We start from the raw sequence: 25813 nt of genomic DNA, 5'->3' as shown, positions 1-25813 counted from the left end.
TCCTCAGCACAGACGGGGAATCGCGTGAACAGCCCAGGCACCAGTAATACCCCCGTTCCCACGCTGGAAATGGTGGCCGCACAGGCGGGCGTCTCGCGCGCCACCGTCTCGCGGGTCGTGAACGGTTCCCCCACCGTGACCCCCGAGATCGTCGAGTCGGTCAACCGGGCCATCGCCGAACTCAACTATGTGCCCAACCGGGCGGCCCGGATGCTGGCCAGCCGGCGCACCCAGGTGATCGCGCTGATCGTGCCCGAGTCGTCGGCGAAGATCTTCGCCGACCCCTTCTTCGCGCAGCTGGTGCAGGGCGTCGCCCTGCACCTGGCCGACACCGAGTACATGCTCAACATGCTCATCGAGTCGGAGGCGAACTCGGGCAAGACCCGGCGCTACCTGCTCGGCGGCAATGTGGACGGCGCGCTCGTTGTCTCGCACCACACCGGCGACCACTCCTACGCGCAGTTGAACGGCACCCTCCCCGTTGTCTACGGCGGGCGGCCGCTGGTGCCGGAGGACAACGAGCCGTACTTCGTCGACGTCGACAACCGGGGCGGCGCCGCGGCTGCCACGGAGCACCTCATCGGCACCGGCCGCCGCCGCATCGCGACGATCGCCGGCCCGCAGGACATGCCGCCCGGCTTCGACCGCCTGGACGGCTGGCGCGGGGTGATGCGGGCGAACGGCCTCGACGACTCCCTCGTCGCGCAGGGCGACTTCACGGTGGCGTCGGGTGCCGAGGCGATGCGCGGGCTGCTCGAGCGGGAGCCGGGCATCGACGCCGTGTTCGCGGCGAACGACCAGATGGCCGTCGGCGCGTACCAGGCGCTGGCCGAGTCTGGGCGTCAGGTGCCGGGCGATGTGGCGGTGATCGGCTTCGACGACAACTCCTTCGCCGAGACGGCGTCCCCGGCGCTCACCACCGTGAGCCAGCCGGCCGTCGGCATGGGCCAGGCGATGGCCGAGCTGCTCGTGCAGATCATCGAGGGCCGCCCGCACCAGGATCACCTGGTGCTGCCGACCACGCTCGTGCGGCGCGCCTCGGCCTAGCCGGTCGGCGGCCTGGCCGGTCGTCTGCCTAGCCGGTCGGCGGAGACGGCGCGCGACACGCCGGAGTCTCGTCCGTTTCGGGGCCCACTGGGGTGCCGTCTCCGCTGACTGGGTGTGCGGCGGCAGCGGCAGCGGCAGCGGCAGCGGCAGCAGCAGCAGCAGCAGCAGCAGCAGCCCGCTCTACTCGAAGGTGACGGCCTCGTTCGCGGCGAACCGCACCCGCATGGTGTCGATGGCCGCCTGGTTCTGGTCGACCAGTACGAAGTTGCGCCCGAGCGCGGCGGCGACCGCCCCGGTGGTGCCGCTGCCGGCGAAGAAGTCCAGCACGGTGTCGCCCTCGCGGGAGGACGCCTGGATGATGCGGCGCAGGATGCCGGCCGGCTTCTGCGTCGGGTAGCCGGTCTTCTCCCGCCCGGTCGGCGAGACGATGGTGTGCCACCAGACGTCGGTGGGCAGCTTGCCGCGCTCCGCCTTCTCGGGCGTGACGAGGCCCGGCGCCATGTACGGCTCCCGGTCGACGCTCGTGGAGTCGAAGTAGTAGGCGGCCGGGTTCTTCACGTAGACGAGGATCGTGTCGTGCTTGGTCGGCCAGCGACTCTTCGACTTGGCGCCGTAGTCGTAGGCCCAGATGATCTCGTTGAGGAAGCTCTCCCGGCCGAACAGCGCGTCCAGCAGCACCTTGGCGTAGTGCGCCTCGCGGTAGTCCAGGTGCAGGTAGAGCGTGCCGTCATCCGCCAGCAGGCGCCAGGCCTCGATGAGGCGCGGCTCCAGGAACAGCCAGTAGTCCTCGAAGCGGTCGTCGTAGCGCATCAGGTCGCCGCGGATGCGCTCGTACAGCTGCCCCTTGAACCCACTGACGGTTCCGGCCGCGTGCGCGCCGTCGGGGTCGGGCTCGCTGCGCACGCTGGTCATGGTCTGCCGGGTCTGCGAGCGGCCCGTGTTGAACGGCGGGTCGAGGTAGATCAGGGTGAAGGAGCCGTCGGCGAAACCCGGCAACACGGTGAGGTTGTCGGCGTGGATGACGCGGCCGGTGGGCGCGGGCTGCGGTTCGACCTCGGGCCCCGCCGCATCGGCAGGGATTTCGGACGCAGCAGATTCGGGCACCCGCCCAGTCTAGGCAACCGGCAGGGCCCTGCCCCGGCGCCGCTCGCCGAGCTCGGTCGAGGCCACGATGTAGGCCAGCACCGCGACGGTGCAGTAGACGACGGATGCCGCGGGCAGCAGAGTCGCGGCGACGCCGAGCAGCGCGGTGAGGGCCAGCGCCGGCACCGCCCAGCGCAGCACCCCGCGCACGGGGCGGCCGAAGCGCAGCGACACCACGGCGTTGCAGAGGTAGAACACGGCGATGCCTCCCCACAGCGACACGGCGGAGGCGAGCGGTAGCGGGTCTGCCGGGTGCAGGATCGCGGCGCTGATCGCCCCGGAGATCGCGGTGACCCCGGCGACGATGAGGAACGGCAGGAACGCGGCGGTGTCGCGGATCGCCCGGTAGTCGCCGGCGGCGTGCAGGGCCTCGAGCCCGTCGCGCATCGCGTCGGTTCCGTAGAGGAAGAACGACCAGGCCAGGAGCGCGATCGCGGCGAGCGCCGCCGCCGCGGTGAGGCCGGACTCCAGCGTCCACGTCGCGCTCAGCACGCCGACGATCGAGAGCACCGACTCGCCGAAGACGATGACGACGAGCAGGCCGAAACGCTCGGCGAGGTGCTCGACGTTCAGGCGCTCGAGCACCCGGTCCGACCAGCGCGCCCCCGTCGCGATGAGGAGCACGACCTCGAGCAGGATCGCGGCCGCCCAGAGCACGAAGTTCCACGGGGCGGGCAGCCAGATCGAGACAAACCAGAGCAGCGCGGTCAGGCCGTTGTAGGCGAGCAGCCGCAGCCGGGATGCCGTGCCGCTGCCCCAGGACTGCCAGCTCCACAGGCCGAGCAGGATCAGCCGGAGCGCCGCGTTGCCGGCCGCGAACAACCAGGCCCGCTCCCCCGTCGCCTCGGGGGCGGCGACGGCGATCGCCCCGATCGCGAACATCGCGGCGAGCATCACGCCGGCCAGCTGGCGCCGAGTGAGCCACGGCATCACGTTGACGGCGAAGGTCAGGTTCACCCACGACCACCACACCGAGGCGAACAGCGCGAGGAAGGTGAGCAGGCCCGCGATGCTCGGATGCTCGTGCAGGCCGTGCGCCAGCTGGCCGACGAGCGCCACGAAGATCAGGTCGAAGAACAGCTCCATCCAGTGCGCGCGGGACGGGTCGCGGTCAGACGCCCAGACCCGCGCCGGCGTCGGCTCAGCACTCACGGGCACCTCCTTCGCGAACGCGACAGTACTCCGAATCGGGGTTGCCCGCGATGGGTGGGGCCCTCTCGCCGGGCGGATGCCGCGGCATCCGCCCGCCGGTGCGCAGCCGGGCACCTGCACAGTTTTCTCCGGCGGCGGCTTGCTACTCTGGCGGCGCCCTACCCCGCCCGCACGCTTCGTGCGCAACCCTGAGGAGACTCTCTGTGAACTGCCCCCTCGACAGCACCCCGCTCGTGATGAGCGAGCGCTCCGGCATCGAGATCGACTACTGCCCGCAGTGCCGCGGCGTCTGGCTCGACCGCGGCGAGCTCGACAAGATCATCGAGCGCTCCTTCGGCGCACAGCCGGCCGCGCAGCAGGCGCCCGTGCAGCAGGCGCCGGCACAGCAGGCCTACCCGGCCCAGCAGCAGGGCTACCCCGCACAGCAGCAGGGATTCAACCCGCGCGACCTCTTCGGCGGCCAGAGCAGCACGGATGCCTACGGGCGCAAGCGCAAGAAGGAGAGCTGGCTGAGCGAGCTCTTCGACTAAGCCCCGGTGCCTGGCGGGGGCAGCGGCCCCGGCCCGCTAGGGGACGCGGTTGAGCCAGGCCTCGGTGCCGAACTTGCTCGCGACGAGCTCCTCGGCGGCGGCGTACTCCGCCTCGGTGAGCTCGCCCGGCGTGGCGCCGTAGAGCCCGGCGAAGGTCTCCTTCATGCGCTCGATGATCTCGGCGCGGGAGAGTCCGGTCTGGCTGCGCAGCGGGTCGACCCGCTTGGCGGCGCTGGCGATGCCCTTGTCGCTGATCTTCTCGCGGCCGATGCGCAGCACCTGCGTCATGACGTCGCCGTCCATGTCGTAGCTCATGGTGACGTGGTGCAGCACGCCGCCGTTGCCGAGCCGCTTCTGCGCGGCGCCGCCGATCTTGCCCGTGGGGCTGGTGATGTCGTTGAGCGGCTGGTACGTCGCATCGATGCCGAGCGACTGCAGCGCCTGCAGCACCCACGCGTCGAGGAAGGCGTAGGAGTCGGCGAAGCTCATGCCGCCGACGAGGGAGGCCGGCACGTAGAGCGAGTAGGTGATGATGGCGCCCTTCTCCATCATCATCGCGCCGCCGCCGGAGATGCGCCGCACCACCTGGTAGCCGTGGGCGGCCGCGCCCTCCGGGTCGACCTCGTTCTTCAGCGACTGGAAGCTGCCGATGACGACGGCGGACTCGTCCCACTCCCAGATGCGCAGCAGCGGGCCGCGCGCGCCGTCGCCGACCTCGGTGGCGAGCACCTCGTCCAGGGCGAGGTGCATGGCCGGGGAGACGGCCCGGTCGTGCACGATCTGCCAGTCGTAGTCGTGCCAGGTGGTGGCGGCCGACAGCGCCCGGCGGATGGCCACGGCGACGCCCTCGGCCGAGAAGCCGAGCAGCACGGCATCCGCGGGCAGCGCCTGCTTCACGGCCGCGGCGTAGGCGGCGGCATCGGCGTTGGCCGACATGCCCTCGATCGCGGCGTTGACGGCGTCGAGCGCCTCGTCCGGCTCGAGGAAGAAGTCGCCGGCGAGGCGGAACCCGCTGATCGCGCCGTCCACGACCTCGAAGTCGACGACGACGAGCTTGCCGCCAGGAACCTTGTATTCACCATGCACGGCTTCAGCCTACGGCTGCAGACGCCGTGAGCGGCAGTCTCCCGCGGCGCTCGCGGCCCCCGATAAGTCTCGCGGCCCTCGCTATACCGAGGGCCGCGAGACATTTCGAGGGCCGCGACAGGGTTTCACGCGGCGGCCTCGCCGCGGGCTAGGGGCGCTCCGGCATCCGCTGGTCGAGCCAGCCGATCGTGTCGGCCATGACCTCGGCGCGGTTGATCTCGTTGAAGACCTCGTGCCGGGCGCCGGGGTAGACGATGAGGGTCACATCGCTCAGGCCGGAGCGGTGGCGGTAGGTCTCGACCAGCTTGAGCGCGCTCTTCTCGGCGCCGAGGGAGTCGTCGCTGCCGACCTGGACGAGCAGCGGCAGCTCCGGGGGCAGGTTGCGGGCGGGGCGGCCGAGCAGGCGCAGCGCGTCGAGCGGGCCGAACAGTTTGATGATCGGCTTCGTCGTGGTGAGCGGGTCGGAGATGAATGCGGAGTGCACGGCGGGGTCGCGGCTCAGCCACTCCACGCCGGTGTTGCCGAGGTGCTTGTGACGGCGGTTCAGGTCGCCGCTCTCCATCGAGCCGACCATCCGGTAGGCCGTGCCGGTCAGGATGACGGCGGCGTAGTCGTCGGCGTGCTCGTTCACGATGATCTGCGCCATGAGCGATCCCCAGGAGTGGCCGAGCAGCACCAACGGCAGGCCGGGGTGGTCGGCGCGCGCCTCGGCGGCGATGATTCCGCTGAACTGGTGCACGGCCTTGATCGTGGCCCTCAGCCCGCCGGGGCCGAGCCGGCCCATGCGGTCGAGATCGCCGCCGTGCTGCTCGAAGCCGGTGCGGCCGTGGCCACGGTGGTCGTCGGCGTAGACCGAGTAGCCGGCCTTGTTCAGCTCCCCGACCAGCTCGAGGTAGCGCAGCGCGTGCTCGCCGACGCCGTGCGCCAGCTGGATGACCGCGCGGGGATTCTCGACCGGCCAGGAGTAGTAGTGGATGCGCACCCCATGCGCGTCGGTGAAGGTGCGGCTCGGGATCTCGACGTCGGTGCTCGGCGTTGGCATGCCGCCATTCTGGCAGCCGCAGGCACTCTGGCGATAGATGAACGGATGCCAGTCGCACACATGCTGCCGCACCAGCATCGCCTGCGGTTCCCGAGGTTGCCTTGGAGTGGGCTGCCGCCTCTCGCGACGCTACGCGTCACGCATCCGCATTTACTTAGCAATGCTAATGAGCTATGCTAACTATTCGTGGCCAAGACGATTGCGGAGCAGAGCTCAGATGTTCGAATGGCCACGCTTCGGCTCGCCAGGCGACTGCGGGCCGAGAAGGCCGACGACGACCTCAGCGATGGCCAGTTCTCCGTGCTCGCGGCCCTGTACGTGCACGGGCCGCACACGCTCGGGGCCCTCGCCGAGCGCGAGCACATCTCGCCGCCGTCAATGAACCGCACCGTCAACTGCCTCGAGGGCCTGGGCTACCTCAGCCGCGAGGCCGACGAGGCCGACCGTCGCAAGGTGAACATCAGCCTCACCGAGGCCGGCACCACCACCGTCGACGAAACAGTCAAGAAACGCGACCGCTGGCTCACCCGCCAAATGCGCGAGCTCAGCAGCGACGAGCGGGCCACCCTGGCATCCGCCGCCGAGATCCTCAGGAGATTAGCCACCCAGTGAGTGCCATGTTCCGCTCCCTCTCGAATTACAACTACCGCGTCTGGTTCATTGGCGCGCTGGTCTCCAACGTGGGTGCGTGGATGCAGGCGACGACGCAGAACTGGGTCGTGCTCACCGACCTCACCGACAACGACGCGGTCGCCGTCGGCGCCACCATGGCGCTCCAGTTCGGGCCGCAGCTCCTGCTCGTTCCGATCACCGGGCTGATCGCCGACCGCTTCGACCGGCGCACGATCCTGTTCTTCACCCAGTCGGCACTGATGGCGCTCGGCATCGGGCTCGGCCTGCTGCTGCTGCTCGGTCACGCCGAGCTCTGGCACCTCTACGTCTTCGCCCTGCTGCTCGGCATCGTGAACGCCATCGACGGGCCCGCCCGCCAGACCTTCGTCAGCGACCTGGTCAGCGAGCACAACATGGCCAACGCGGTCGCCCTCAACTCCGCCTCCTTCAACGCGGCCCGCATGATCGGCCCGGCCCTCGCCGGCTTCCTGATCGTGCTGATCGGCTCCGGCTGGGTGTTCATCGCCAACGCCGCAACCTTCATCGCCGTGCTCATCGCGCTGGCCATGCTCAACTCCTCGAGGCTGCGCCGGATGCCGCGGGCGCCGCGGACCCGCGGCCAGTTCGTGGAGGGGTTCCGCTACGTGGCGAAGCGCCCCGACCTCATCGTCGTGTTCGTGATCGTCTTCCTCGTCGGCGCCTTCGCCATGAACTTCCCGATCGTCTCCTCCACCATGGCGGTGGAGTTCGGGCGCGGGGCCGGCGAGTACGGCCTGCTCTCCTCGATCCTCGCGATCGGATCGCTCTCGGGCGCCCTCCTCGCCGCCCGGCGCGAGAAGGCACGCTTCGGCGTGATCATCGTGGCCGTCGGCGGCCTCGGCGTCGCCTCGCTCCTCTCGGCGCTGATGCCCTCGTTCTGGACGTTCGCGTTCTCCCTGATCTTCATCGGCTTCTCGGCCGTGACCATGCTCACCACCGCGAACGGCTTCGTGCAGACCACCACAGAGCCGGCCGTGCGCGGCCGCGTGATGGCGCTCTACATGGCCATCCTGATGGGCGGCACCCCCATCGGCGCCCCCATCGTCGGCTGGGTCGCCAACGCGATGGGCCCCCGCTGGGCGCTGATCGTGGCGGCCGTCGCCGGCGTGATCGGCTTCGCGATCGGCGTCGGCTGGCTCGTCGTCGCCCGCGAGCTGCGGCTGCGGCCGCATCCGCAGGCCCGCTGGCGCCTCGTGCTCACGCACAGCGCCCGCCCGCTGAGCGCCGTGCTCGAGGCCGAGGCCCTCGACGGGCGCATCGGTGGAGTGCGGATGCCGGTGCCCACCACGACTATGCCAATCGCCGTGGTCAGCGAGAACCGGGTGACGCCCGAGCAGTTCTCTGAGCAGGTCGCGCTCACCTCGCCGATCCCGGTGCCGCGCTACCGCAGCGACGACCTGGACGACATGGCCGAGCTGGACGATTTGGCCGAGCTGGACGATCTGGCCGCACGGGCCGAGCTCGACGAGCGGGGCGGCCGCGGCAGGGGCGCCGCCACCCGCTAGCGGGCGGCGCTACGCTCGAACCATGAGCACCCCTGAGACCGCCGCAGCCACGCCCGCCCTCGTCGTCAGCCTGCCCGGCACGGCGCTCCGCACCGCCCTCGGGCCGGTTCCGGACGGCGTGCAGCTGGTCGAGTGGGACATGACCGGGCCCGCCCCACTGCCGCACATCGACATCGCGGTGCCGCCGTACATGGGCGCGACGCCGCTGCTCGCGAACCTCGCCGGCACCACGACGCGGCTCGTGCAGAGCCAGTCGATCGGCTATGACGGCGTCGCCGACGTGCTGCCGCCCGGGCACGTTTTCGCCAACGCGACATCGGTGCACGAGACGTCCACCGCCGAGCTGACGCTGGCCATGATCTTGGCGTCGCAGCGCGGCATCCCCGACTTCGTGCGGGCCGCGGCCGAGGGCCGCTGGGCGCCCGCCCGGCACGCCAGCCTCGCCGATCGCACCGTCCTGATCGTGGGCTACGGCGGCGTCGGCCAGGCCATCGAGGCCAGGCTGGCCCCGTTCGAGGTGAACGTGGTGCGCGTCGCGTCCACCGCCCGCGAGGGTGCGACCGGCCACATCCACGGCATCGACGAGCTGGCCGCGCTGCTGCCGCAGGCCGACATCGTGGTGGTCGGTGTTCCGCTCAGCGACGCGACGCACCACCTCGTCGACGACGCCTTCCTCACGGCGATGCCCGACGGCGCACTGCTGGTGAACATCGCCCGTGGGCCGGTCGCCGACACCGCCGCACTGCTGGCCCACGCCAGCTCCGGCCGCCTGCGCCTGGCCCTGGACGTGACCGACCCCGAGCCGTTGCCCGCCGGGCATCCGCTGTTCGCACTGCCCAACGTGCTGATCACCCCGCACGTCGGCGGCGCCTCGACGGCGATGATGCCGCGGATGGGACGGCTGTTGGCCGACCAGATCGCGCGGATGCTGCAGGGCGACGCCCCGCGCAACGTCGTCGTGCGGAGCTAGACCGCGCTGTGCGGCGGCGCGGTTAGTCGGCGGTGCCCGTCGAGGCGCGCACCACGAGCTCCGGCTGGAACACGATCTGCTCGTGCTCGAAGTCCGGGCCGCCCGCTGCCTCGCGCAGCAACAGCTCGACGGCGGTCGAGCCGATCAGCACGCTGGGCTGGCGAATCGAGCTGAGCGGCACAACCGCGGTCGCGGCGAAATCGATGTCGTCGTAGCCGATCAGCGCGATGTCCTGGGGCACGCGGATGTCTCCGAGCATGGTCAGCGCCTGCAGCACGCCCAGGGCGAGCAGGTCGTTGGCGGCGAAGACCGCCTCCGGCCGGGCGTAGGCGGCGCGCTCGCGCAACGCCTCGCCGACGGCGCGCCCGTGCAGAACGGTCAGGCCCTCGCCGTCGATCACCTCGAGGCTTGCGCCGTACACCTCTTCGACCGCCTTCTGGGCGCCGAGCAGGCGATCGGCGACCTGGCGGATGCCGTGCGGGCCGCCCACGAAGGCGATGCGGCGGCGGCCGAGGTCCAGCAGGTGCCGCACGGCCAGGTAGCCGCCGGCCACGTCGTCGACCGAGACGGAGGAGAACTCCCCCGCGGGATCCTGGCGGTCGACCAGGACGGTCGGGATGCCGCGCTCGCGCAGCGCGGCCAGCCGGCCGAGGTCGTCGCCGAGCGGCGAGATGAGCACGCCGTGCACGCGTTGCTCCTGGAACAGCGCGATGTGGGCGGCCTCGCGCTCCGGCTTCTCGTCGCTGTTGCCGAGGAGCACCGAGAGGGAGCCCTCGGCCGCCTTGTCCTCCGCGCCGCGGGCGACGTCGGTGAAGAACGGGTTGCGCACGTCGAGCACGATCAGGCCGATGCTGTGGCTCTGCCCGGCGCGCAACTGCCTGGCCGCCTCGTTGCGCACGAAGCCGAGCTCGGCGACGGCCCGCTGCACGCGTTCAACGGTCGCCGGCGCCACCTTCTCCGGCCGGTTCAGCACATTGGACACGGTTCCCACAGAAACCCCCGCCAGCGATGCCACATCGCGCACACTCACGCTCACTCGCGGATCTCCCTGTCTGTCTGGACTTCTCCCGAAAGCCTAAGCCACGGATGTCGGATTGCCGGCGTGGTTGAAACGAATCAGTCGCGCGCCGCGCGCCGCGGTTGACGAGCCGGGCGGCGCGGGGCTACGCTTTCACCATGGCGATTGAAACGATTCATGAAGCGGCAGTCGGCCCAGCGCGCCATCCACACACCACCGAGACCGAGAAGTGACAGACATGACGACATTCGCCTCCATCGCCAGCCAGCTCGAGGGCCAGGCCATCGAGCTGCCCTCGTGGGCGTTCGGCAACTCCGGCACCCGCTTCAAGGTGTTCGCCACTCCCGGAACGCCGCGCACCATCCAGGAGAAGCTCGCCGACGCCGCCCAGGTGCACGGCGTGACCGGCCTCGCGCCGAAGGTCGCGCTGCACATCCCGTGGGACAAGGTCGACGACTACAGCGCGCTGCGCGAGTTCGCCGCCGACCTCGGCGTCGCCCTCGGCACGATCAACTCGAACACGTTCCAGGATGACGTCTACAAGTTCGGCAGCCTCACCCACACGGATGCCGGCATCCGCCAGCAGGCGATCGACCACCACTTCGAGTGCATCGACATCATGCACGCCACCGGCTCGCAGGACCTGAAGATCTGGCTCGCCGACGGCACCAACTACCCCGGCCAGGGCGACATGCGCGGCCGCCAGGACCGCCTCGCCGACTCGCTGGCGCAGATCTACGCCCGCCTCGGTTCGGAGCAGCGCCTCGTGCTCGAGTACAAGTTCTTCGAGCCGGCGTTCTACCACACCGATGTCCCCGACTGGGGAACGAGCTACGCCCAGGTCGCCGCCCTCGGCGACAAGGCCATGGTCTGCCTCGACACCGGCCACCACGCGCCGGGCACGAACATCGAGTTCATCGTCATGCAGCTGCTGCGCCTCGGCAAGCTCGGCTCCTTCGACTTCAACTCGCGCTTCTACGCCGATGACGACCTGATCGTCGGCGCGGCCGACCCGTTCCAGCTGTTCCGCATCATGGTCGAGGTCGTCCGCGGCGGCGGCTACGGCCCGGACAGCCCCGTCGCCTTCATGCTCGACCAGTGCCACAACGTCGAGGACAAGATCCCCGGCCAGATCCGCTCCGTGCTGAACGTGCAGGAGATGACGGCCCGCGCGCTGCTCATCGACCGCGAGGCACTGGATGCCGCGCAGAGCGCGGGCGACGTGCTCGGCGCCAACGGAATCCTCATGGACGCCTTCTACACCGACGTGCGCGGCGACCTCGCCGCGTGGCGCGAGGGACGTGGCCTGCCCGCAGACCCGATGGCCGCCTATGCGGCATCCGGCTACCAGACCCAGATCGCCGCGGAGCGCGTGGGCGGCACCCAGTCCAGCTGGGGCGCCTAACCCCCTCAGCAGCACAGAGCGAAGGGCCGGATCTCGTGTGAGACCCGGCCCTCCGCCCTGTTCGCGCAGTCTTGTCAGCGCTGGCGGCCCGCCAAAGCGGCACGGCGCTCACGGAAGTCAGGGCGGTCGAAGTAGTGGGCGGTGGTCTCCGCGCTCAGCGGGGCGACGCCTCCGGCGAGTCTCGCGCCCAGCCGCACCCTGGCGCTCTTCACCGCCATCATCGAGATGGCCTCGACACCGGCAGCCGAGTCCGAGATCGCCACGATTCCGTGGTTGCCGAGCAGCACAAGCGACGGCGTCTCGCCGTGCTCCTGAACGTGGCTGTCGAGGTGCTCCAGAAAGACGCGGCCGAGCACGATGCCCGGCTCGGCGTACGGTACGTAGAGGCTGCGGCCGAGAATCATGAATTCCTCGGAGTAGACCGGGTCGACGAAGGCCGTCTCGGCCTCGGCGCTCGCAAGCAGCGCAACCACGTCGGTCGGGTGGGTGTGCGCCACGAACTTCGCCGGCACGAATGCACGCACGGCGACGTGCACGAGCGACTCGATCGACGCCCGCACGGTTCCCCCGTCGGCCGTGGTCGCGGTGAGCGCCGCGGTCAGCGCTTCCTGACCCGCAGCCGGGTCACGCAGAATCTGGAGCAGCGGCTCCAGGTCGACGGTGACGAAATCGTCGCGAGTGGCATCAGCCATCGATGAGCCAGAAGCCTTCACGCTGATCGTCCTGTCGCTGACGAGCTCACTCGTGTTGCCCTCGGCGAGTATCACCAGGTCGCGCGCGGGTTCCCCGAGGCGTCTCGTCAGTGCAACCAGCTCGTCGCTGACGGAGTCTGCGTGCATTCGTGCGGTCATGTTTTTGGTCCCTTCGTGGCCTTCTTCGGAAAATCGGTGGATTAGGACGCCGAATGCCCGCGTCGTTGCGGCGTCACCGCGGCTCGTAGCGCACCGGTTCGTTGGTACGGCGAACGAGATCGCGCAACTCGTCGAGGTCGCCAGCGATGTGTCCCATGGTGCGCGCCTGCACCAGAATGTTGCCGAGCGCGGTCGCCTCCACGGGTCCGGCCAGCACCGGCAGCCCGGCACGGTCGGCGGTGCGCTGGCACAGCAGCTCGTTCTGGCATCCGCCGCCGACGATGTGGATGCGTTGCACCGCCACACCGCCGAGGCTTCCGGCGCGCTGCGCGGCGTCGGCGAAAGCACAGGCGAGCGACTCGATGATGCACCGTGTCATCTCTGCGAGGTTCTGCGGCGGGGTAAGCCCGCGTTCGATGCACCATCCGGTGATTCGGGCGGGCATGTCGCCCGGGGGCAGGAAGCGTGCGTCGTTCACGTCGAAGACCGGCAGATCCACTGAGACGGCGGCCGCAGCCGCCAACAGGCTCTGCAACTCGACGGTCTCGCCGTGCCGCTCCCACTGTCGCACCGCCTCGGTGAGAATCCACAGGCCCATCACGTTGTGCATCAACAGGTAGCGCCCGTCGACTCCCGCCTCGTTGGTGAAGCCCGCCAGCCGCGCCTCCTCAGAGAGCACCGGATGCGACCGCTCGACGCCCACCAAGCCCCAGGTTCCACAGGAGATGAAGGCGGCCGACTCCGACTCCATCGGCACGGCGACCACGGCCGAGGCCGTGTCGTGAGAGCCAACGGCGACGACCTCGACGCGGCCGGCCGCGCCGACCGCGCGGGCGACGTCTGCCCGCAACGGTCCGACCGCGGTGCCCGCATCGACGAGCGCGGGAAGCAGCGCCATGGGGATGCCGGCCGCCGCGACGAGCTCCGCGTTCCACTCCCGCGAATGGGCGTCCAGCAGTCCAGTTGTCGACGCCATCGTCCTCTCCGCGATACGCGCGCCACTCAACCAATACGTGAAGAGATCCGGCATCAAAAGCGCCGAATCTGCCCACTCCACCACCTGATCTTCCGCCTCAGCGGCAAATTGATAGATCGTGTTGATGGGGAGAATCTGGATGCCGGCCCGCCGGTATTGCTCCGCCTCGGGCATACGGGCGTTGACCCCTGCCACCACGGCGTTCGTGCGCTCATCCCGATAGTGCGTGGGATTGGCCAGCAGCCGACCGCCACGAAAGAGCCCGTAGTCCACTCCCCAGGTGTCTGTGGCCACCGACGTGAGGTCGGGCACCTCACGGATTGCCGCAGCCACCCCGTCGAGCGCGTCTTGCCAGAGCGCCAGGACGTCCCAATGCAAGCGCCCGCCGACGGCGACCGGGCGGTTCGCAAATCGCGCGAAGGTCTGCATTCTCAGCTGATCTTTGCTGACCTCGCCAACGATGACGCGCCCGCTCGTGGCGCCGAAATCGAGTGCGGCAACACGGCCGAACGCGTTCATCGTTGTGAACTCACTCGCTCTCGCGGGCGAGCCAGGAGATCAGCTGCTGCCACATCGGCTCGTAGCCGACCCAGGCGAGAAACTCCTTCGGTAGCCAGTGCGGGGCCATGTCACTCAAGAACGCGGCCGTGCGGCCAGAGCCCTCAGAGTCGACAACGAGCAGGGGGTGCGCGCCGACGGTCGCCAGCACCTCGGCACCTTCACGCGCTTCGACCCGGTGATAGCCCAGGATGGCGGGCCAGTTCTCGTCGAGTCCCCGGGTGATCGGGTGCGAACCGACGATGCTCGCGATAGAGCCCTGCGGGGTCTCTTCGCGGTCGTCGCCAGCCTCCATCTCGACCGGGAGAACCGCGGCAAGCGCGGTGTTTCGGTAGTTGGCCTTGGCTTCGATGCCCATGAAGCTGAGGTAGCCGCCGACCATGAGCAGGGAACCGCCGGCGCGGGTCCACTCGGCGAGAATCTCGAGCCTGTTCGGCATGGCCCGACCCTCTGAAAATACCTGCGGGGGAATCAGCAGGGTGTTGGCGCCGATGTCGCTGAGCACGACAACGTCAAACTCGCGAAGCTCAGCGAGGGTGGTGGGAAATTTCGCCGCCGCAACGTGGTTGGGCTGGAACACCACAGAGTGCCCGGCGTGCTCGAGCGCAGTTATGAAGTCGGCCGCCCCCTCTTCGTAGGCCGTGGTTGTGAACGAGTCGAACCCCTTGGTGTGAACCGAGGTCGTCGACCACGACTCCCCCGCCAATAGCACGCGTGCCATGAGGCGCTCCCTTCTGAACGTCTGAACTGGGTTGAACTAATGAACTGTCTGTCTTTGCTGAATTACGACGCGAGCGCGCTAATACGCGAGCCCGCTGGGCTCCGGCCCCATCGTCACCGTGGGCTTGTCAACGAGCTCGAAGCCGTTGGCCTTGTACGCCTCGTAGTCGAAGTTCTCGCACTCGTCGAAGCCGAGTTGGTGGTATTCGGCAAAGCCTCGCCAGTTCTCGTAGCCGTCGCCGAATGAGGACTCGAGAAAAGCGTCGGCCATTGCCATGGCGAGGCGCGGAGCCGTGTAGAAGGCGCCCATCGCCAGCACATTGCAGTTGTTCGCGGTCGAGGCGCGCAGCGCCGCAGGCACAGTCTCGGCCACGGCGGCGTGCACGTGCGGGCATTTGCTGGCGGCGACATGGATGCCCATGCCGGTGCCGCAGAAGGCGAGGGCCTTCTCAAACTCGGCTTCGGCGATTTTCGCCCCCACCATGAAACCGGCCCGCTGGTACATCGGCGCGTCGTCGAGTGTTGGCGTCAAGTCGGTGACGCTCCATCCGCGCGCCTGCAGGTGAGTCTTGACCGCTTCCTTCAGCGGAAACCCGGCGAAGTCGGCGCTCACCACGACGTGGCGATCCTTGGTCATTTTCATGAGGTTGTCCCTTTCCAGCGGAAGAGTCGAGCGAGATGGTCACGTTTGTCCCACTGGTTGACAACGATGACCAGAAGGAGCACGCCACCCCATATGAGTGGGCGGTAGAAGTTGCTGATGTGGGGGAAGGTGTTCAGCAGCGAGGAGAGCACCTGCAGCACGACAACGGCGAGGATCACTCCGGCGAGACGCCCCGATCCGCCATTGGGGTTCACACCACCGAGCACGACGATGAGGATCGCCAGCAGCGTGTAGGTCGAACCGTAATCCGCCTTCGCCGAGTTGTAGTTGCCGAGCATCACCAGACCGGCCACCGAGGCGAGAAGTCCGGAGATCATGTAGGTGCGGATGGTGAGGCTCGTCGTCTTGAGCCCACTGAACTCTGCCGCGGTCTCATTCGATCCCAGCATGTAGAGCTTCGTGCCGAATGCGGTCTTGTACATCAGCACTCCGATGACCGCGGTGGCGACGATGAAGATGATCAGCGGCATGGGGATGACGCCGAACAGCCGACTCGCCATAACCTCGCCATATTCCGGCGGTAGGCCACTTGTGGGCTTTCCTCCGCTGATGATCACGGCGATGCCGGTGAAGAGCTCGAAGGTGCCGAGAGTCACGAGGATCGCCGGGATCTTCACCTTCGCCACCAGGAAACCGTTGAAGGCGCCGGCAAGCGCCCCGACCAGCAGCGAGAAGAAGATCGCTGCCATCAGGGCGAGGTAGCCCTCCGGGCTGTCTGAGCCGGTAGGCGCGATCGACAGCATCAGGGTGGCGCTGCCGATGGCGGTCATGTTCGCGATGCCTACGACCGACAGATCGATGCCGCCGATGATCATGGTGAGCATGACGCCGAGTGCCATCAGCCCGAACTCCGGAAACTGGACGGCCATGGACTGCCAGGTGGCGAGCCGGAAGAAGTTCTCCGTTCTGACGAGCGCGAAGAACAGCAGAAGCACGACGAGAATCGAAGCAAGGCGCGTAACGTGCTGGTCGCGGAAGAGCCGGACTCGCGAACGCGATGTCGTTATTGCAGTCATTGCAGTCTCTTTCTCAGATCAGTGCGGTTTTGCGCTTGCGGGCTCGGGTGAGCTGGAGGGCCGAGATTCCGGTTCCGACGATGATCAGAACGCCCAAGGCGAATCCCTGCCAGAAGGTGGGGACGCCGACGAGGATCATGCTGTTCTGCACGATCACGATGAGCAGCGTTCCCAACATGGCGCCCGTCAGAGTGCCCGTGCCGCCCGTGATGGCGGTACCGCCCAGAACGACGGCGGCGATCACCATCAGCTCCATACCGAGAAGGTTGGTCGGGTGCATCTGGTCCATCATGCTCGTGCGCACGAGGCCGGCGATGCTGGCGATCACACCCACGATGACGTAGAGCCAGAACTTCATCCTGCGCACGTTGAAGCCTGCGCGGGATGCCGCACTCTCGTCTCCGCCGAGTGCGTAGATTCCGCGGCCGAACGTGGTGTACCGCAGCATGACGAACGCGGCCACGACCACCCCGACGAGCAGGAGGAACGACATGGGCATGTTCGAGGTGAGACCAGAGTCGGGGTTGGTCGCCACGAACAGCGTCGCCCGCCCGAACTCGCTCATGGCCGGCGGAATGTTCGGGATCTGCACGGAGCCGAGTGCCCCCTGCATGATGCCGGAGAACACGCTCGCTGTGCCCAACGTGATGATCAGGACCGGCACGGCGAAGCGGGAGGCGAACCATCCGTTCAAGGAGCCGAGCACTGCTCCGATCGCCATGACGATCAGGAACGGGAGCCAGAGGTCGCCCTCATAACCCGCATCGACGAGGATGCGGGTTGTCGCGTAGACCGCCAGCGAGGCGAGCGCCGGAAAAGACACGTCGATGCCGCCGGAGACCAGCACCATGAACGCGCCGACGGCGAAGATACCCGGCACGACCATCGCGTTCGCGATGTCGACGAGATTGTTGGCTGTGAAGAACTGGCCGCTCCTGGCCTGAATCACGATGGCAAGCACGACGATGACGAGGAACAGGTAGAACTCGTTTGATCGCACGAGTTTCTGGGGAAGTGCGCGCATCTCAGCTGATCCCTTCGAGGGTTTGCACGTCTTTCGACATCAGGGCGGCCAGCTCGAGTTCCGAGGTCTGCGTGGGGTCGAGCTCGCTCACGATGCGGCCAGCGTTCATCACCAGAACGCGATTGCAGTTCTGAATGACCTCGGGGATGTCGTCAGAGATCACGATCACCGCGAGCCCCTCCGCGGCCAGCTCTCGCAGAACACGGTGAATGTCGTGTTTGGACCCGATGTCCACGCCCACCGTTGGTCCGTTGAGAATCAACACTCGGGGCTTGGTCGCCAGCCATTTGGCGAGCACGATGCGCTGTTGATTGCCGCCAGAGAGGGTGCTCACCGCGTTCTGGGCATCCGGGGTGGCGATGCGCAGATCGGTGATCCATCGCTGTGCCTCGGCATCTGCCTTGTCTTGCTCCAACACACCCAGCGAGGAGACAAAGGAGTCGATCTCACTGATCACGATGTTGGAACCGATCGAGCGCTCGAGAAACAGCCCCTCGGTCAGACGGTCTTCCGGCACATAGCCGATTCCGTGAGAAATCGCCGTGCGCACGCTGTCCAACACGACCGCTTTGCCGTCGATGCGGATCTCCCCGGAGTCGCTCTTGAGCGAGCCGAAGAGCGCCAGCGCCAATTCCGTGCGCCCGGATCCGAGCAACCCGGTGATTCCGAGAATCTCGCCCGGCCGCAACGACAGACTCACGTCCGAGAATGCACCGTGCGCCGAGAGCCGGGACGTTTCGAGAATCGGCTGGGTTGCTCTGATCTGCGGTGTGAACCGCGCGTCATCGAACTCACGCCCCGTCATGAAGAAGGAGAACTTCTTGTGATCGAGTTCTTCGGGAAGGCAGGTGATCACATGCTTGCCGTTCCGAATGATGGTGAAGCGCTCGCTGATCTCGAAGACCTCCTCGAGTTTGTGGCTCACGAAGAGGGTGGCGATGCCGCGAGATTTCAGGTCGAGGATGATGCCGAACAGAGCGTCGACCTCACGCTTGGTCAGCGCCGTCGTCGGCTCGTCCATGATGATCAGTCGGGCGTTGCTCATCAACGCCCTGGCGATCGCCACCAGCTGCTTCTGCGCAACTGAGAGCTGACCCACCTTCGCGTCCAGATCGATCTTGACGTTGATCTTCGCGATCGCCTCTGTGGCGATCCGCCGCATCCGTCGCCAGTTGACGAACGTTCGATGCTCGGCGAGCTCCGCCGTGAGAGCGAGGTTCTCCATCACCGTGAGGTTGGGGAAGACGGAGAAGTCCTGATAGATGACCTGCACTCCGTTGGAGATCGCCTCCATCGGCGTGAGCTTGGAGAACTCCTTCCCATTGAGCTCGATCGTGCCTTCATCGGCCGCGTGCACGCCCGAGATCACCTTGATGAGCGTGGATTTCCCGCTCCCGTTCTCCCCCGCAAGACAGTGAATTTCACCCGGAGCGATCTCCAACGAAATGGTGTCCAGCGCCTGCACGCCGGCAAAGGCCTTGCTGACGCCACGTACCGCGATGACGTTGTCCACCATCGGCGCATCCTTTCAATATGGTGCATGTGGCGGCCCGGGCAGAGCGGTCGAACGCTCTGCACCGGGCCGCGTGAGGTGCTGTGGTTTAGAAGCCGAACTCGTCGACGTTGTCCTTGTTGATGACGACCCACCCGTTGCCCTCGAGCACCTTGTCGCTGCCCTTGGCGAACTTCATGTCCTCATAGCCCTTGACACCGAGGTTGACGCCATCGACGATCTCTTCGCCGTTCAGGATCAACGTGGCGAGCGAGGCCAGCGCATAGCCGGCATCCGCCGGGTCCCAGAGCGTGAGGGACTTGACGAGACCCTTCTGCAGGATTCCCTTGTTGGCGGCGGGCATTCCCGTGCCGCTGACGAACACCTTGCCGGTGAGACCGAGTTCCTCGATGGCGCGAGCGACACCGGGAGCGTCGAATGACGACGTACCGACGATGCCCTTGATCTCGGGGTACTTCTTCAGAAGCTCCTTGGCCGACTGGTAGGCGACCTCGCCGTCATCCTGTGACTCGACGCGCGGCTCCGCAGCGAGGAGGGTCATGTTGGGGTAGGCCTCCGCCTGCTTCGCAACTGCGCCATCGGCCCACTCGTTGTGCGACGCGTTCGTGACGTGGCCGACCATCGTCGTGTAGACGCCCTCTTCACCCATCGCCTCGGCGAGGTTGTCCATGATGAACCCGCCGTAGTCGGTGTTGTTGAAGGCCTCGATGTCGTACATCGTGTTCTCCTGGCTGGCGCCCTCGTGGGTGACCACCACGATGCCGGCATCGAGTGCCTGCTTGAGAACCGTCTCCAGCGCGCCCGGGTCAACAGGAACCACGCCGATCGCATCGACGCCCTGCGCGATCAGGTCCTGAATCACCTGGGCCTGCATGGTGGCGTCGGTCTCGGCCGGGCCCTTCTGGTAGACGTCGAGGCCGGTGTCGGCGGCATACTGCTTGACACCGTCCTCCATGCGAACGAACCAGGGGTTCGTGGAGTCCTTGGGAACGATGGCGATCGTGTAGTCGCCATCGCCCGCGGCACCCGCTTCTGGAGCGGCGGTGCCGCCGGCGGCGCAGCCAACCAAGCCGAGGCTGAGCACTGCGGCGAGGCCGAGTGTCAGGCCGGAAAAGCGTCGTTGCTTCATGTTGTTCTCCTCGATGTCACTGCAGGGTGCGACGACGAAGGGCCTGAAGGCATCAGTGATCCCGCGCCGGTGCGTGATGTGTAGGGTATTTGAATCGCTTCATTTTCTGAAGCGCTTCAAAAGTACACGCAGCGCACCCGGTCTGCAACTTATTCGCCGTCGGCAGGCTCACACTCGCCGCCTCGGCGGTGAGCAGTCGGGAGTTGATAGTGTGAGCGCTCAGCTTGCTGCCGATTGCAAGGAGAACCAGTCTCGATGAGCAAAGCCGCAGACTCGTCAGCTCGTGCCTCCGTCAAGATTCGCGACGTGGCAGCGTTCGCGGATGTCTCGACGGGAACGGTTTCCAACACGATCAACCACCCCGAACGAGTGCACCCGCGCACTCGCTTGCTGGTGGAACAGGCCATTCGGGAGCTCGGCTTTGTGCCGAACCAGCAGGCGCGCGTGCTCACAGGAGCCGTGAGCAATGTGATCGGGTTGGTCGTGCTCGATGTCGAGAGCCCGTTCTATATGGGAGCAGCCCACGCTGTTGAACGCTCGGTCCGGGATTCGGGGCTCGTCGTCATGCTCTGCAACTCGGAGGGTGAGATCGTTCGAGAGTCTGCGCTGCTCTCCATGCTCGCTGCGCAGCACGTGCGCGGTGTACTGCTCGCGCCGGCCACGCCGGAGGAGCACGCCGATCGCTACGTGAATCTTCCACAGGACCTGCCGGTCGTGCTCCTCGACTTCGACGGTGGCGCGACGCACTGCTCGGTGTCTGTCGACAACGTCGCCGGAGGCGCTCTGGCAGTGCGCCACCTGCTCGATCTCGGGCATCAGCGGATCGCGTATGTGGGTGGGTCACTCAGCCTCCGCCAATTCGCGCAACGTGCGGCCGGGGCCCGTCAGGCGATGGCTGACGCCGGACTGGACCCCGAGGAGATGCTCACAGAAGTCAGCGTTTCGGGCCTCGGCATCCGCGACGGCCAGCGAGCCGTCGAACTCCTCCTGGAGGGGACGCTTCCCGAGGCGATCTTCTGCGGAAATGACATGCTCGCCTTCGGCGTGTACCGCGGACTGGTGAATGCCGGCCTGCGTGTGCCGGAAGATGTTGCACTTGTCGGTTATGACGACATCGACTTCGCGAAAAACTGGGTCGTGCCGCTGACCTCGATTCGCCAACCCATTGACGACCTCGGCCATCAGGCCGCACAGCTCCTGCTCGACCACTCCTCGCGCGATTCCAGCCACGTGCACCGTCAGGTCATACTGAAGCCCGAACTCGTGGTGCGCCGTTCGACTGATCGACGTGTCGAGCCTCGCAGGCCCGGAAGCGCCGGCGGCACGGTCAAACGCTGACACTTCGGCGGCAGTCCTCGCCCAGAGTGGCAATCGCGCGCATGCGCGGGTGCATCGAGGCCGGCTGACCGCCGGATTGGTCGTTTGTGTGTGTTGTAACATGAACGGTCACGACGCGAAGGAGTCCAGATGGCCACCAGCGGAACAGTGGGGGCAGAACAGCGCCGTCTGGCACTCGTCAGCCGTCTGCAACGTGACGGCGCACTCCAGATCGAGGAGGCAGCCACCGAGCTCGGCGTCTCTGCGATGACCGTACGTCGCGACCTCGACGACCTCGGGGCGGAAGGCCTGCTGCGCCGGGTGCGCGGTGGGGCCGTGGCGATCACCGGCCCCCGGCCGTTCAGCGAGCGCCGCACGGTACGCAGCCGGGCGAAACAGCTCATCGCCGAGAAGGCACTCGCCCTGATTCCCCGCAGCGGGGCGATCGCCCTTGATGCCTCGACGACGGCCGGAACGATCGGGGCCTCGATCGGCGAGCGCTCCGGTCTCACCGTCGCCACGAACTCCTACGAAAACTTCCGCACCATGCGAGGCATGCCGGGCGTCGAGCCGATTCTCGTCGGCGGCGCTCTTGAGGCGGCCACCGACAGTTTCGTCGGGCTCGTCGCGTGCCAGGCCGCGGCCTCCATGTTCTACCAGCGCTTCTTCACCTCGGCCTCCGCCCTGGATGCGGCACTCGGCACCTCGGAGGTCTCGTTGCCCGAGAGCCAGATCAAGAAGGCCTTCGCCGGCGTCTCTCGTGAGCTCATTCTCTGCATCGACTCCTCGAAGCTCGGCGATCGCTCTCTCGCCCTCTGCTTCACCCTTGCCGACTTCGCTGTGATGATCACGGAGCTCGACCCCGGAGACGCCCGCCTCGATGAGTACCGCGACCTGGTCGAGCTGCGCTGAACCGCTTGCGCCTCAAGTGACTTGTTGTTAGATTTCACAGATACTAACATTTGAGTTTGAGCAAAGGATTCCGCACGTGAGCACCCCAGCAGACCTCATCGCGCGGTCGAACCGCCTCGGCGCCGACCCCAAGAACACCAACTACGCGGGCGGCAACACCAGCGCCAAGGGCATCGAGACCGACCCCGTCACCGGTGAGCCGGTCGAGCTGATGTGGGTGAAGGGCTCCGGCGGCGACCTCGGCACGCTCACCGAGTCCGGCCTCGCCGTGCTCCGCGTCGACCGGCTGCGCGCCCTCGAGGGCGTCTACGCCGGGCTCGACCGCGAGGACGAGATGGTGGCCGCGTTCGACTTCACGCTGCACGGCAAGGGCGGCGCCGCCCCCTCGATCGACACCGCCATGCACGGCCTCGTCGACGCCGCCCACGTCGACCACCTGCACCCCGACTCCGGCATCGCGATCGCGACGGCCGCCGACGGCGAGGCGCTGACCTCGACCATCTTCGGCGACAAGGTCGTCTGGGTGCCGTGGCGCCGCCCCGGCTTCCAGCTGGGCCTCGACATCGCCGCCATCAAGGCCCAGAGCCCGGATGCGATCGGCTGCATCCTGGGCGGCCACGGCATCACCGCGTGGGGCGACACCAGCGACGAGGCCGAGGCCAACTCACTCTGGATCATCGACACCGCAGCCGCCTACATCGCCGAGAAGAGCAGGGCAGAGCCCTTCGGCCCGGCACTGGAGGGCTACGACGCCCTGAGCGAGGCCGAGCGCCTCGCCAAGGCCGCCGCGCTCGCGCCCGTCATCCGCGGCCTGGCCTCGACCGACAAGCCCATGGTCGGCCACTTCACCCACAGCGCGGAGGTGCTGGACTTCCTGGCCTCCAGCGAGCACCCGCGCCTGGCCGCGCTCGGCACCAGCTGCCCCGACCACTTTCTGCGCACCAAGGTCAAGCCGATGGTGCTCGACCTGCCCTCCGGCGCCTCGGTCGAGGACTCGATCGCCCGCCTCGAGGAGCTGCACACCGAGTACCGCGCCGACTACCAGGCCTACTACGACCGCAACGCCGTCGCCGACAGCCCCGCGATCCGCGGCGCAGACCCGCTCATCGTGCTGGTGCCCGGCGTCGGCATGTTCAGCTTCGGCGCCAACAAGCAGACCGCCCGGGTCGCCGGCGAGTTCTACGTGAACGCCATCAACGTGATGCGCGGCGCCGAGGGCATCTCCAGCTACGCCCCGATCGACGAGGCCGAGAAGTTCCGCATCGAGTACTGGGCCCTCGAAGAGGCCAAGCTGGCGCGGATGCCGAAGCCGAAGCCCCTCGCCAGCCGCATCGCGCTCGTCACCGGCGCCGCCTCCGGCATCGGCAAGGCCATCGCCGTGCGCCTGGCCGCCGAGGGCGCCTGCGTCGTCATCGCCGACCTCGACCTGGCCAAGGCACAGGCCGCAGCGGCCGAGCTGGGCAGCACCGACGTCGCCATCGGCGTCGCCGCCGACGTTTCGAACGAGGCAGCCGTCCAGGCCGCGATCGACGCGGCCGTGCTGGCCTTCGGCGGGCTCGACCTGGTCGTGAACAACGCCGGCCTCTCGCTCTCGCGCCCCCTGCTGGAGACCACCGAGGCCGACTGGGACCTGCAGCACAACGTGATGGCCAAGGGCTCCTTCCTCGTCTCGAAGAACGCCGCCCGGGTGCTGATCGCGCAGAAGCTGGGCGGCGACATCATCTACATCTCTTCGAAGAACTCGGTCTTCGCCGGCCCGAACAACGTCGCCTACTCGGCCACCAAGGCCGACCAGGCCCACCAGGTGCGCCTGCTGGCGGCCGAGCTCGGCGAGCACGGCATCAAGGTCAACGGCATCAACCCCGACGGCGTCGTGCGCGGCTCCGGCATCTTCGCCTCGGGTTGGGGCGCGAACCGCGCCGCAACCTACGGAATCGAGGAGGAGGACCTGGGCAAGTTCTACGCCCAGCGCACCATCCTCAAGCGCGAGGTCGTGCCGGAGAACGTCGCGAACGCGGTGTTCGTGCTGTGCTCGAGTGACCTCTCGCACACGACCGGCCTGCACATTCCCGTTGACGCGGGCGTTGCGGCCGCGTTCCTGCGCTAGCCTGCGCCCACACCGATTGTCCCGGCCGCCGGGCGCCCCGACACGGGCGCCCGGCGGCCGGGATCGCTGAGCGAACCACGAATCAAGGAGTACCCCAGAATGGCCAACGGAACAGTCGCCGCCGTCGACCTCGGCGCCACCAGCGGCCGGGTCATGCTCGGCCATGTCGGCCCGAACGAGCTCCGGCTCGAGGCGGTCAACCGTTTCGCGAATACCCCGGTGCAGACGCCGGGCGGGCTGCACTGGGACGCGCTCGGGCTGTACCAGTCCGTTCTGGAGGGGCTGGCCCAGGCGGGCCGCCTGCAGCCGGGACTGGCCGGCATCGGCATCGACTCTTGGGCGGTCGACTACGGCCTGCTGCGCGGCGACCGGCTGCTCGGCACCCCATTCCACTACCGCGACTCCCGCACCGCCGCCGGTGTGGCCGCCGTGCACGAGCGCGTGCCGTTCGCCGAGCTCTACGCCGAGAACGGCCTGCAGTTCCTGCCGTTCAACACTCTTTACCAGCTCGAGGCCGAGCACGCCGACGGCCTGCTCGAGCTGGCCGACCGAGCCCTGCTCGTGCCCGACCTGATCGCGTTCTGGCTGAGCGGGGCGCAACGGGCAGAGAGCACCAACGCCTCGACGACGGGACTGCTCACGCTGGGCAGCGAGCCACGTTGGAACGATTCACTGATTGAGCGGCTCGGGCTCCCGCGCAGGCTCTTCGCCCCGCTGGTGCAGCCGGGCGAGCGCATCGGCACACTGTTGCCGCAGGTGGCGTCGGCGACCGGTCTGCCCGCGTCGACGCCGGTCATCGCGGTCGGCTCGCACGACACGGCATCCGCGGTGGTGGCCGTTCCCATGACCGACCCGGATGCCGCGTACATCTCATGCGGCACCTGGGGCCTGGTCGGCGTCGAGCTGGAGCGGCCGGTGCTCACAGAGGCCAGCCGGGCCGCCAACTTCACCAATGAGGGCGGCGTCGACGGCCGGGTGCGCTTCCTGCACAACGTCATGGGCACCTGGCTGCTCAGCGAGTCGGTGCGCAGCTGGCAGCAGGACGACCCGAGCGTCGAGCTGCTGCCGCTCGTCGCCGCCGCCGAGGCGGTCACCGGCCCCGTCGCCGTCTTCGACGCGAACGACCCGCGCTTCATGGAGCCCGGTGACATGCCCGCCCGCATCGCCGCCTGGTGCACCGAGCACGGCCAGCCCGTTCCGGCCAGCCGGGCCGAGTACGTGCGCAGCATCATCGAGAGCCTGGCGGAGGCATTCGCGCGCGCCGTGAGGGCGGCATCCGAGCTCTCGGGCAAGACGGTGCGCACGATCCACATCGTGGGCGGCGGCTCGCAGAACGCGCTGCTCTGCCAGCTCACTGCCGACCATGCCGGAGTGCCGGTGCAGGCGGGGCCGGTCGAGGCCACCGCGCTCGGCAACGTGCTCGTGCAGGCACGTGCGGCCGGGCTCGTCTCCGGCGACCTCGAGTCGCTGCGTGCCT

Annotated in this window: 23 protein-coding genes; 10 read left to right on the top strand and 13 right to left on the bottom strand. The window is 68.0% G+C overall.

The annotated features are described in order from the left end of the window. Positions 1 to 24: 24 nt before the first annotated feature. Entirely contained in the window at positions 25 to 1047 is a 1023-nt protein-coding gene (locus GY24_RS08635) for a LacI family DNA-binding transcriptional regulator (RefSeq protein WP_407662164.1), read from the top strand. A 180-nt stretch (positions 1048 to 1227) separates the two neighbouring features. Here the strand turns inward: GY24_RS08635 and GY24_RS08630 are convergent, their stop codons facing one another. Beyond that, positions 1228 to 2127, bottom strand: a complete 900-nt coding sequence (locus GY24_RS08630; protein ID WP_104475287.1) for a DNA-methyltransferase — start codon at positions 2125 to 2127, stop codon at positions 1228 to 1230. Positions 2128 to 2160: 33 nt separating this feature from the next. After that, the gene (locus tag GY24_RS08625) at positions 2161 to 3342 is read right to left on the bottom strand and encodes a low temperature requirement protein A (RefSeq protein ID WP_104475268.1); all 1182 of its coding nucleotides are present in this window, start codon (positions 3340 to 3342) and stop codon (positions 2161 to 2163) included. A gap of 203 nt (positions 3343 to 3545) precedes the next feature. Between GY24_RS08625 and GY24_RS08620 the strand changes: the two genes are divergently transcribed. Next, positions 3546 to 3872, top strand: a complete 327-nt coding sequence (locus GY24_RS08620; protein ID WP_083362562.1) for a TFIIB-type zinc ribbon-containing protein — start codon at positions 3546 to 3548, stop codon at positions 3870 to 3872. Between the two features lie 36 nt (positions 3873 to 3908). Here GY24_RS08620 and GY24_RS08615 read toward each other — a convergent pair whose 3' ends face one another. Together GY24_RS08615 and GY24_RS08610 are read right to left on the bottom strand one after the other, a co-directional pair. Continuing rightward, positions 3909 to 4958 (bottom strand): lipoate--protein ligase family protein, encoded by a 1050-nt coding sequence (locus GY24_RS08615; protein WP_104475267.1) that lies wholly within the window; start codon positions 4956 to 4958, stop codon positions 3909 to 3911. A 148-nt stretch (positions 4959 to 5106) separates the two neighbouring features. Next, entirely contained in the window at positions 5107 to 6000 is an 894-nt protein-coding gene (locus GY24_RS08610; protein ID WP_104475266.1) for an alpha/beta fold hydrolase, read from the bottom strand. A 225-nt stretch (positions 6001 to 6225) separates the two neighbouring features. On the opposite strand from GY24_RS08610, the gene GY24_RS08605 reads away from it, so the two are divergent. From GY24_RS08605 to GY24_RS08595, 3 genes are read left to right on the top strand one after another with little or no spacing between them, the layout of a single operon-like run. Further along, positions 6226 to 6612 (top strand): MarR family winged helix-turn-helix transcriptional regulator, encoded by a 387-nt coding sequence (locus GY24_RS08605; RefSeq protein WP_083362559.1) that lies wholly within the window; start codon positions 6226 to 6228, stop codon positions 6610 to 6612. A gap of 5 nt (positions 6613 to 6617) precedes the next feature. Continuing rightward, the gene (locus GY24_RS08600; RefSeq protein ID WP_104475265.1) at positions 6618 to 8156 is read left to right on the top strand and encodes an MFS transporter; all 1539 of its coding nucleotides are present in this window, start codon (positions 6618 to 6620) and stop codon (positions 8154 to 8156) included. Between the two features lie 22 nt (positions 8157 to 8178). Then, the gene (locus GY24_RS08595) at positions 8179 to 9126 is read left to right on the top strand and encodes a 2-hydroxyacid dehydrogenase (RefSeq protein WP_104475264.1); all 948 of its coding nucleotides are present in this window, start codon (positions 8179 to 8181) and stop codon (positions 9124 to 9126) included. Between the two features lie 22 nt (positions 9127 to 9148). On the opposite strand, the gene GY24_RS08590 is transcribed toward GY24_RS08595, so the two are convergent. Continuing rightward, positions 9149 to 10162, bottom strand: coding sequence for a LacI family DNA-binding transcriptional regulator (locus tag GY24_RS08590; protein WP_104475263.1), 1014 nt, complete (start codon positions 10160 to 10162; stop codon positions 9149 to 9151). 220 nt (positions 10163 to 10382) lie between these two features. Here GY24_RS08590 and rhaI point away from each other — a divergent pair, with 220 nt between their 5' ends. Continuing rightward, entirely contained in the window at positions 10383 to 11549 is a 1167-nt protein-coding gene (rhaI, locus tag GY24_RS08585; RefSeq protein ID WP_104475262.1) for an L-rhamnose isomerase, read from the top strand. A gap of 74 nt (positions 11550 to 11623) precedes the next feature. Here rhaI and GY24_RS08580 read toward each other — a convergent pair whose 3' ends face one another. The 8 genes from GY24_RS08580 to GY24_RS08545 form a co-directional block, all read right to left on the bottom strand. After that, entirely contained in the window at positions 11624 to 12400 is a 777-nt protein-coding gene (locus GY24_RS08580; RefSeq protein ID WP_104475261.1) for a class II aldolase/adducin family protein, read from the bottom strand. Between the two features lie 73 nt (positions 12401 to 12473). Beyond that, positions 12474 to 13895, bottom strand: a complete 1422-nt coding sequence (locus GY24_RS08575; RefSeq protein WP_104475260.1) for a rhamnulokinase — start codon at positions 13893 to 13895, stop codon at positions 12474 to 12476. A gap of 10 nt (positions 13896 to 13905) precedes the next feature. Beyond that, positions 13906 to 14655 (bottom strand): glutamine amidotransferase, encoded by a 750-nt coding sequence (locus tag GY24_RS08570; protein ID WP_104475259.1) that lies wholly within the window; start codon positions 14653 to 14655, stop codon positions 13906 to 13908. 78 nt (positions 14656 to 14733) lie between these two features. Then, positions 14734 to 15291 (bottom strand): RpiB/LacA/LacB family sugar-phosphate isomerase, encoded by a 558-nt coding sequence (locus GY24_RS08565; RefSeq protein WP_233279278.1) that lies wholly within the window; start codon positions 15289 to 15291, stop codon positions 14734 to 14736. A 2-nt stretch (positions 15292 to 15293) separates the two neighbouring features. Then, positions 15294 to 16334 carry an ABC transporter permease gene (locus tag GY24_RS08560; protein ID WP_104475257.1) on the bottom strand — a complete coding sequence of 347 codons (1041 nt, stop codon included), beginning with the start codon at positions 16332 to 16334 and terminating at the stop codon, positions 15294 to 15296. A gap of 13 nt (positions 16335 to 16347) precedes the next feature. Further along, positions 16348 to 17358, bottom strand: coding sequence for an ABC transporter permease (locus GY24_RS08555; protein WP_104475256.1), 1011 nt, complete (start codon positions 17356 to 17358; stop codon positions 16348 to 16350). Position 17359: 1 nt separating this feature from the next. Next, positions 17360 to 18874: a sugar ABC transporter ATP-binding protein gene (locus tag GY24_RS08550; protein ID WP_104475255.1), complete on the bottom strand. Its 1515-nt coding sequence runs from the start codon at positions 18872 to 18874 to the stop codon at positions 17360 to 17362. 85 nt (positions 18875 to 18959) lie between these two features. Continuing rightward, the gene (locus tag GY24_RS08545) at positions 18960 to 20000 is read right to left on the bottom strand and encodes an autoinducer 2 ABC transporter substrate-binding protein (protein WP_104475254.1); all 1041 of its coding nucleotides are present in this window, start codon (positions 19998 to 20000) and stop codon (positions 18960 to 18962) included. A 255-nt stretch (positions 20001 to 20255) separates the two neighbouring features. Here GY24_RS08545 and GY24_RS08540 point away from each other — a divergent pair, with 255 nt between their 5' ends. The 4 genes from GY24_RS08540 to GY24_RS08525 all read left to right on the top strand — a co-directional run. After that, positions 20256 to 21338: a LacI family DNA-binding transcriptional regulator gene (locus GY24_RS08540; RefSeq protein ID WP_104475253.1), complete on the top strand. Its 1083-nt coding sequence runs from the start codon at positions 20256 to 20258 to the stop codon at positions 21336 to 21338. Positions 21339 to 21467: 129 nt separating this feature from the next. Further along, a complete protein-coding gene (locus tag GY24_RS08535) occupies positions 21468 to 22229 on the top strand; it encodes a DeoR/GlpR family DNA-binding transcription regulator (protein ID WP_104475252.1) in 762 nt (253 codons plus the stop codon). A gap of 76 nt (positions 22230 to 22305) precedes the next feature. Further along, positions 22306 to 24336 (top strand): bifunctional aldolase/short-chain dehydrogenase, encoded by a 2031-nt coding sequence (locus GY24_RS08530; protein WP_104475251.1) that lies wholly within the window; start codon positions 22306 to 22308, stop codon positions 24334 to 24336. Between the two features lie 99 nt (positions 24337 to 24435). After that, on the top strand, positions 24436 to 25813 hold a 1378-nt coding region (locus GY24_RS08525), incomplete at its 3' end, for a rhamnulokinase (RefSeq protein WP_104475250.1).

It is taken from the genome of Microterricola pindariensis (assembly GCF_002936985.1).
In the GTDB taxonomy this organism is placed as follows: domain Bacteria; phylum Actinomycetota; class Actinomycetes; order Actinomycetales; family Microbacteriaceae; genus Microterricola; species Microterricola pindariensis.
Note: the sequence above shows the minus strand (reverse complement) of the source record. Positions and strands in the feature narration are given on the sequence as shown.

Excerpts from the sequence above, each read along its gene's own strand:
- GY24_RS08610 (WP_104475266.1), bottom strand. The coding sequence starts at position 6,000 with ATGCCAACGCCGAGCACCGACGTCGAGATCCCGAGCCGCACCTTCACC.
- GY24_RS08605 (WP_083362559.1), top strand. The coding sequence starts at position 6,226 with ATGGCCACGCTTCGGCTCGCCAGGCGACTGCGGGCCGAGAAGGCCGAC.
- GY24_RS08600 (WP_104475265.1), top strand. The coding sequence starts at position 6,618 with ATGTTCCGCTCCCTCTCGAATTACAACTACCGCGTCTGGTTCATTGGC.
- GY24_RS08595 (WP_104475264.1), top strand. The coding sequence starts at position 8,179 with ATGAGCACCCCTGAGACCGCCGCAGCCACGCCCGCCCTCGTCGTCAGC.
- rhaI (WP_104475262.1), top strand. The coding sequence starts at position 10,383 with ATGACGACATTCGCCTCCATCGCCAGCCAGCTCGAGGGCCAGGCCATC.
- GY24_RS08580 (WP_104475261.1), bottom strand. The coding sequence starts at position 12,400 with ATGACCGCACGAATGCACGCAGACTCCGTCAGCGACGAGCTGGTTGCA.
- GY24_RS08575 (WP_104475260.1), bottom strand. The coding sequence starts at position 13,895 with ATGAACGCGTTCGGCCGTGTTGCCGCACTCGATTTCGGCGCCACGAGC.
- GY24_RS08570 (WP_104475259.1), bottom strand. The coding sequence starts at position 14,655 with ATGGCACGCGTGCTATTGGCGGGGGAGTCGTGGTCGACGACCTCGGTT.
- GY24_RS08565 (WP_233279278.1), bottom strand. The coding sequence starts at position 15,291 with ATGACCAAGGATCGCCACGTCGTGGTGAGCGCCGACTTCGCCGGGTTT.
- GY24_RS08560 (WP_104475257.1), bottom strand. The coding sequence starts at position 16,334 with ATGACTGCAATAACGACATCGCGTTCGCGAGTCCGGCTCTTCCGCGAC.
- GY24_RS08555 (WP_104475256.1), bottom strand. The coding sequence starts at position 17,358 with ATGCGCGCACTTCCCCAGAAACTCGTGCGATCAAACGAGTTCTACCTG.
- GY24_RS08550 (WP_104475255.1), bottom strand. The coding sequence starts at position 18,874 with ATGGTGGACAACGTCATCGCGGTACGTGGCGTCAGCAAGGCCTTTGCC.
- GY24_RS08545 (WP_104475254.1), bottom strand. The coding sequence starts at position 20,000 with ATGAAGCAACGACGCTTTTCCGGCCTGACACTCGGCCTCGCCGCAGTG.
- GY24_RS08540 (WP_104475253.1), top strand. The coding sequence starts at position 20,256 with ATGAGCAAAGCCGCAGACTCGTCAGCTCGTGCCTCCGTCAAGATTCGC.
- GY24_RS08535 (WP_104475252.1), top strand. The coding sequence starts at position 21,468 with ATGGCCACCAGCGGAACAGTGGGGGCAGAACAGCGCCGTCTGGCACTC.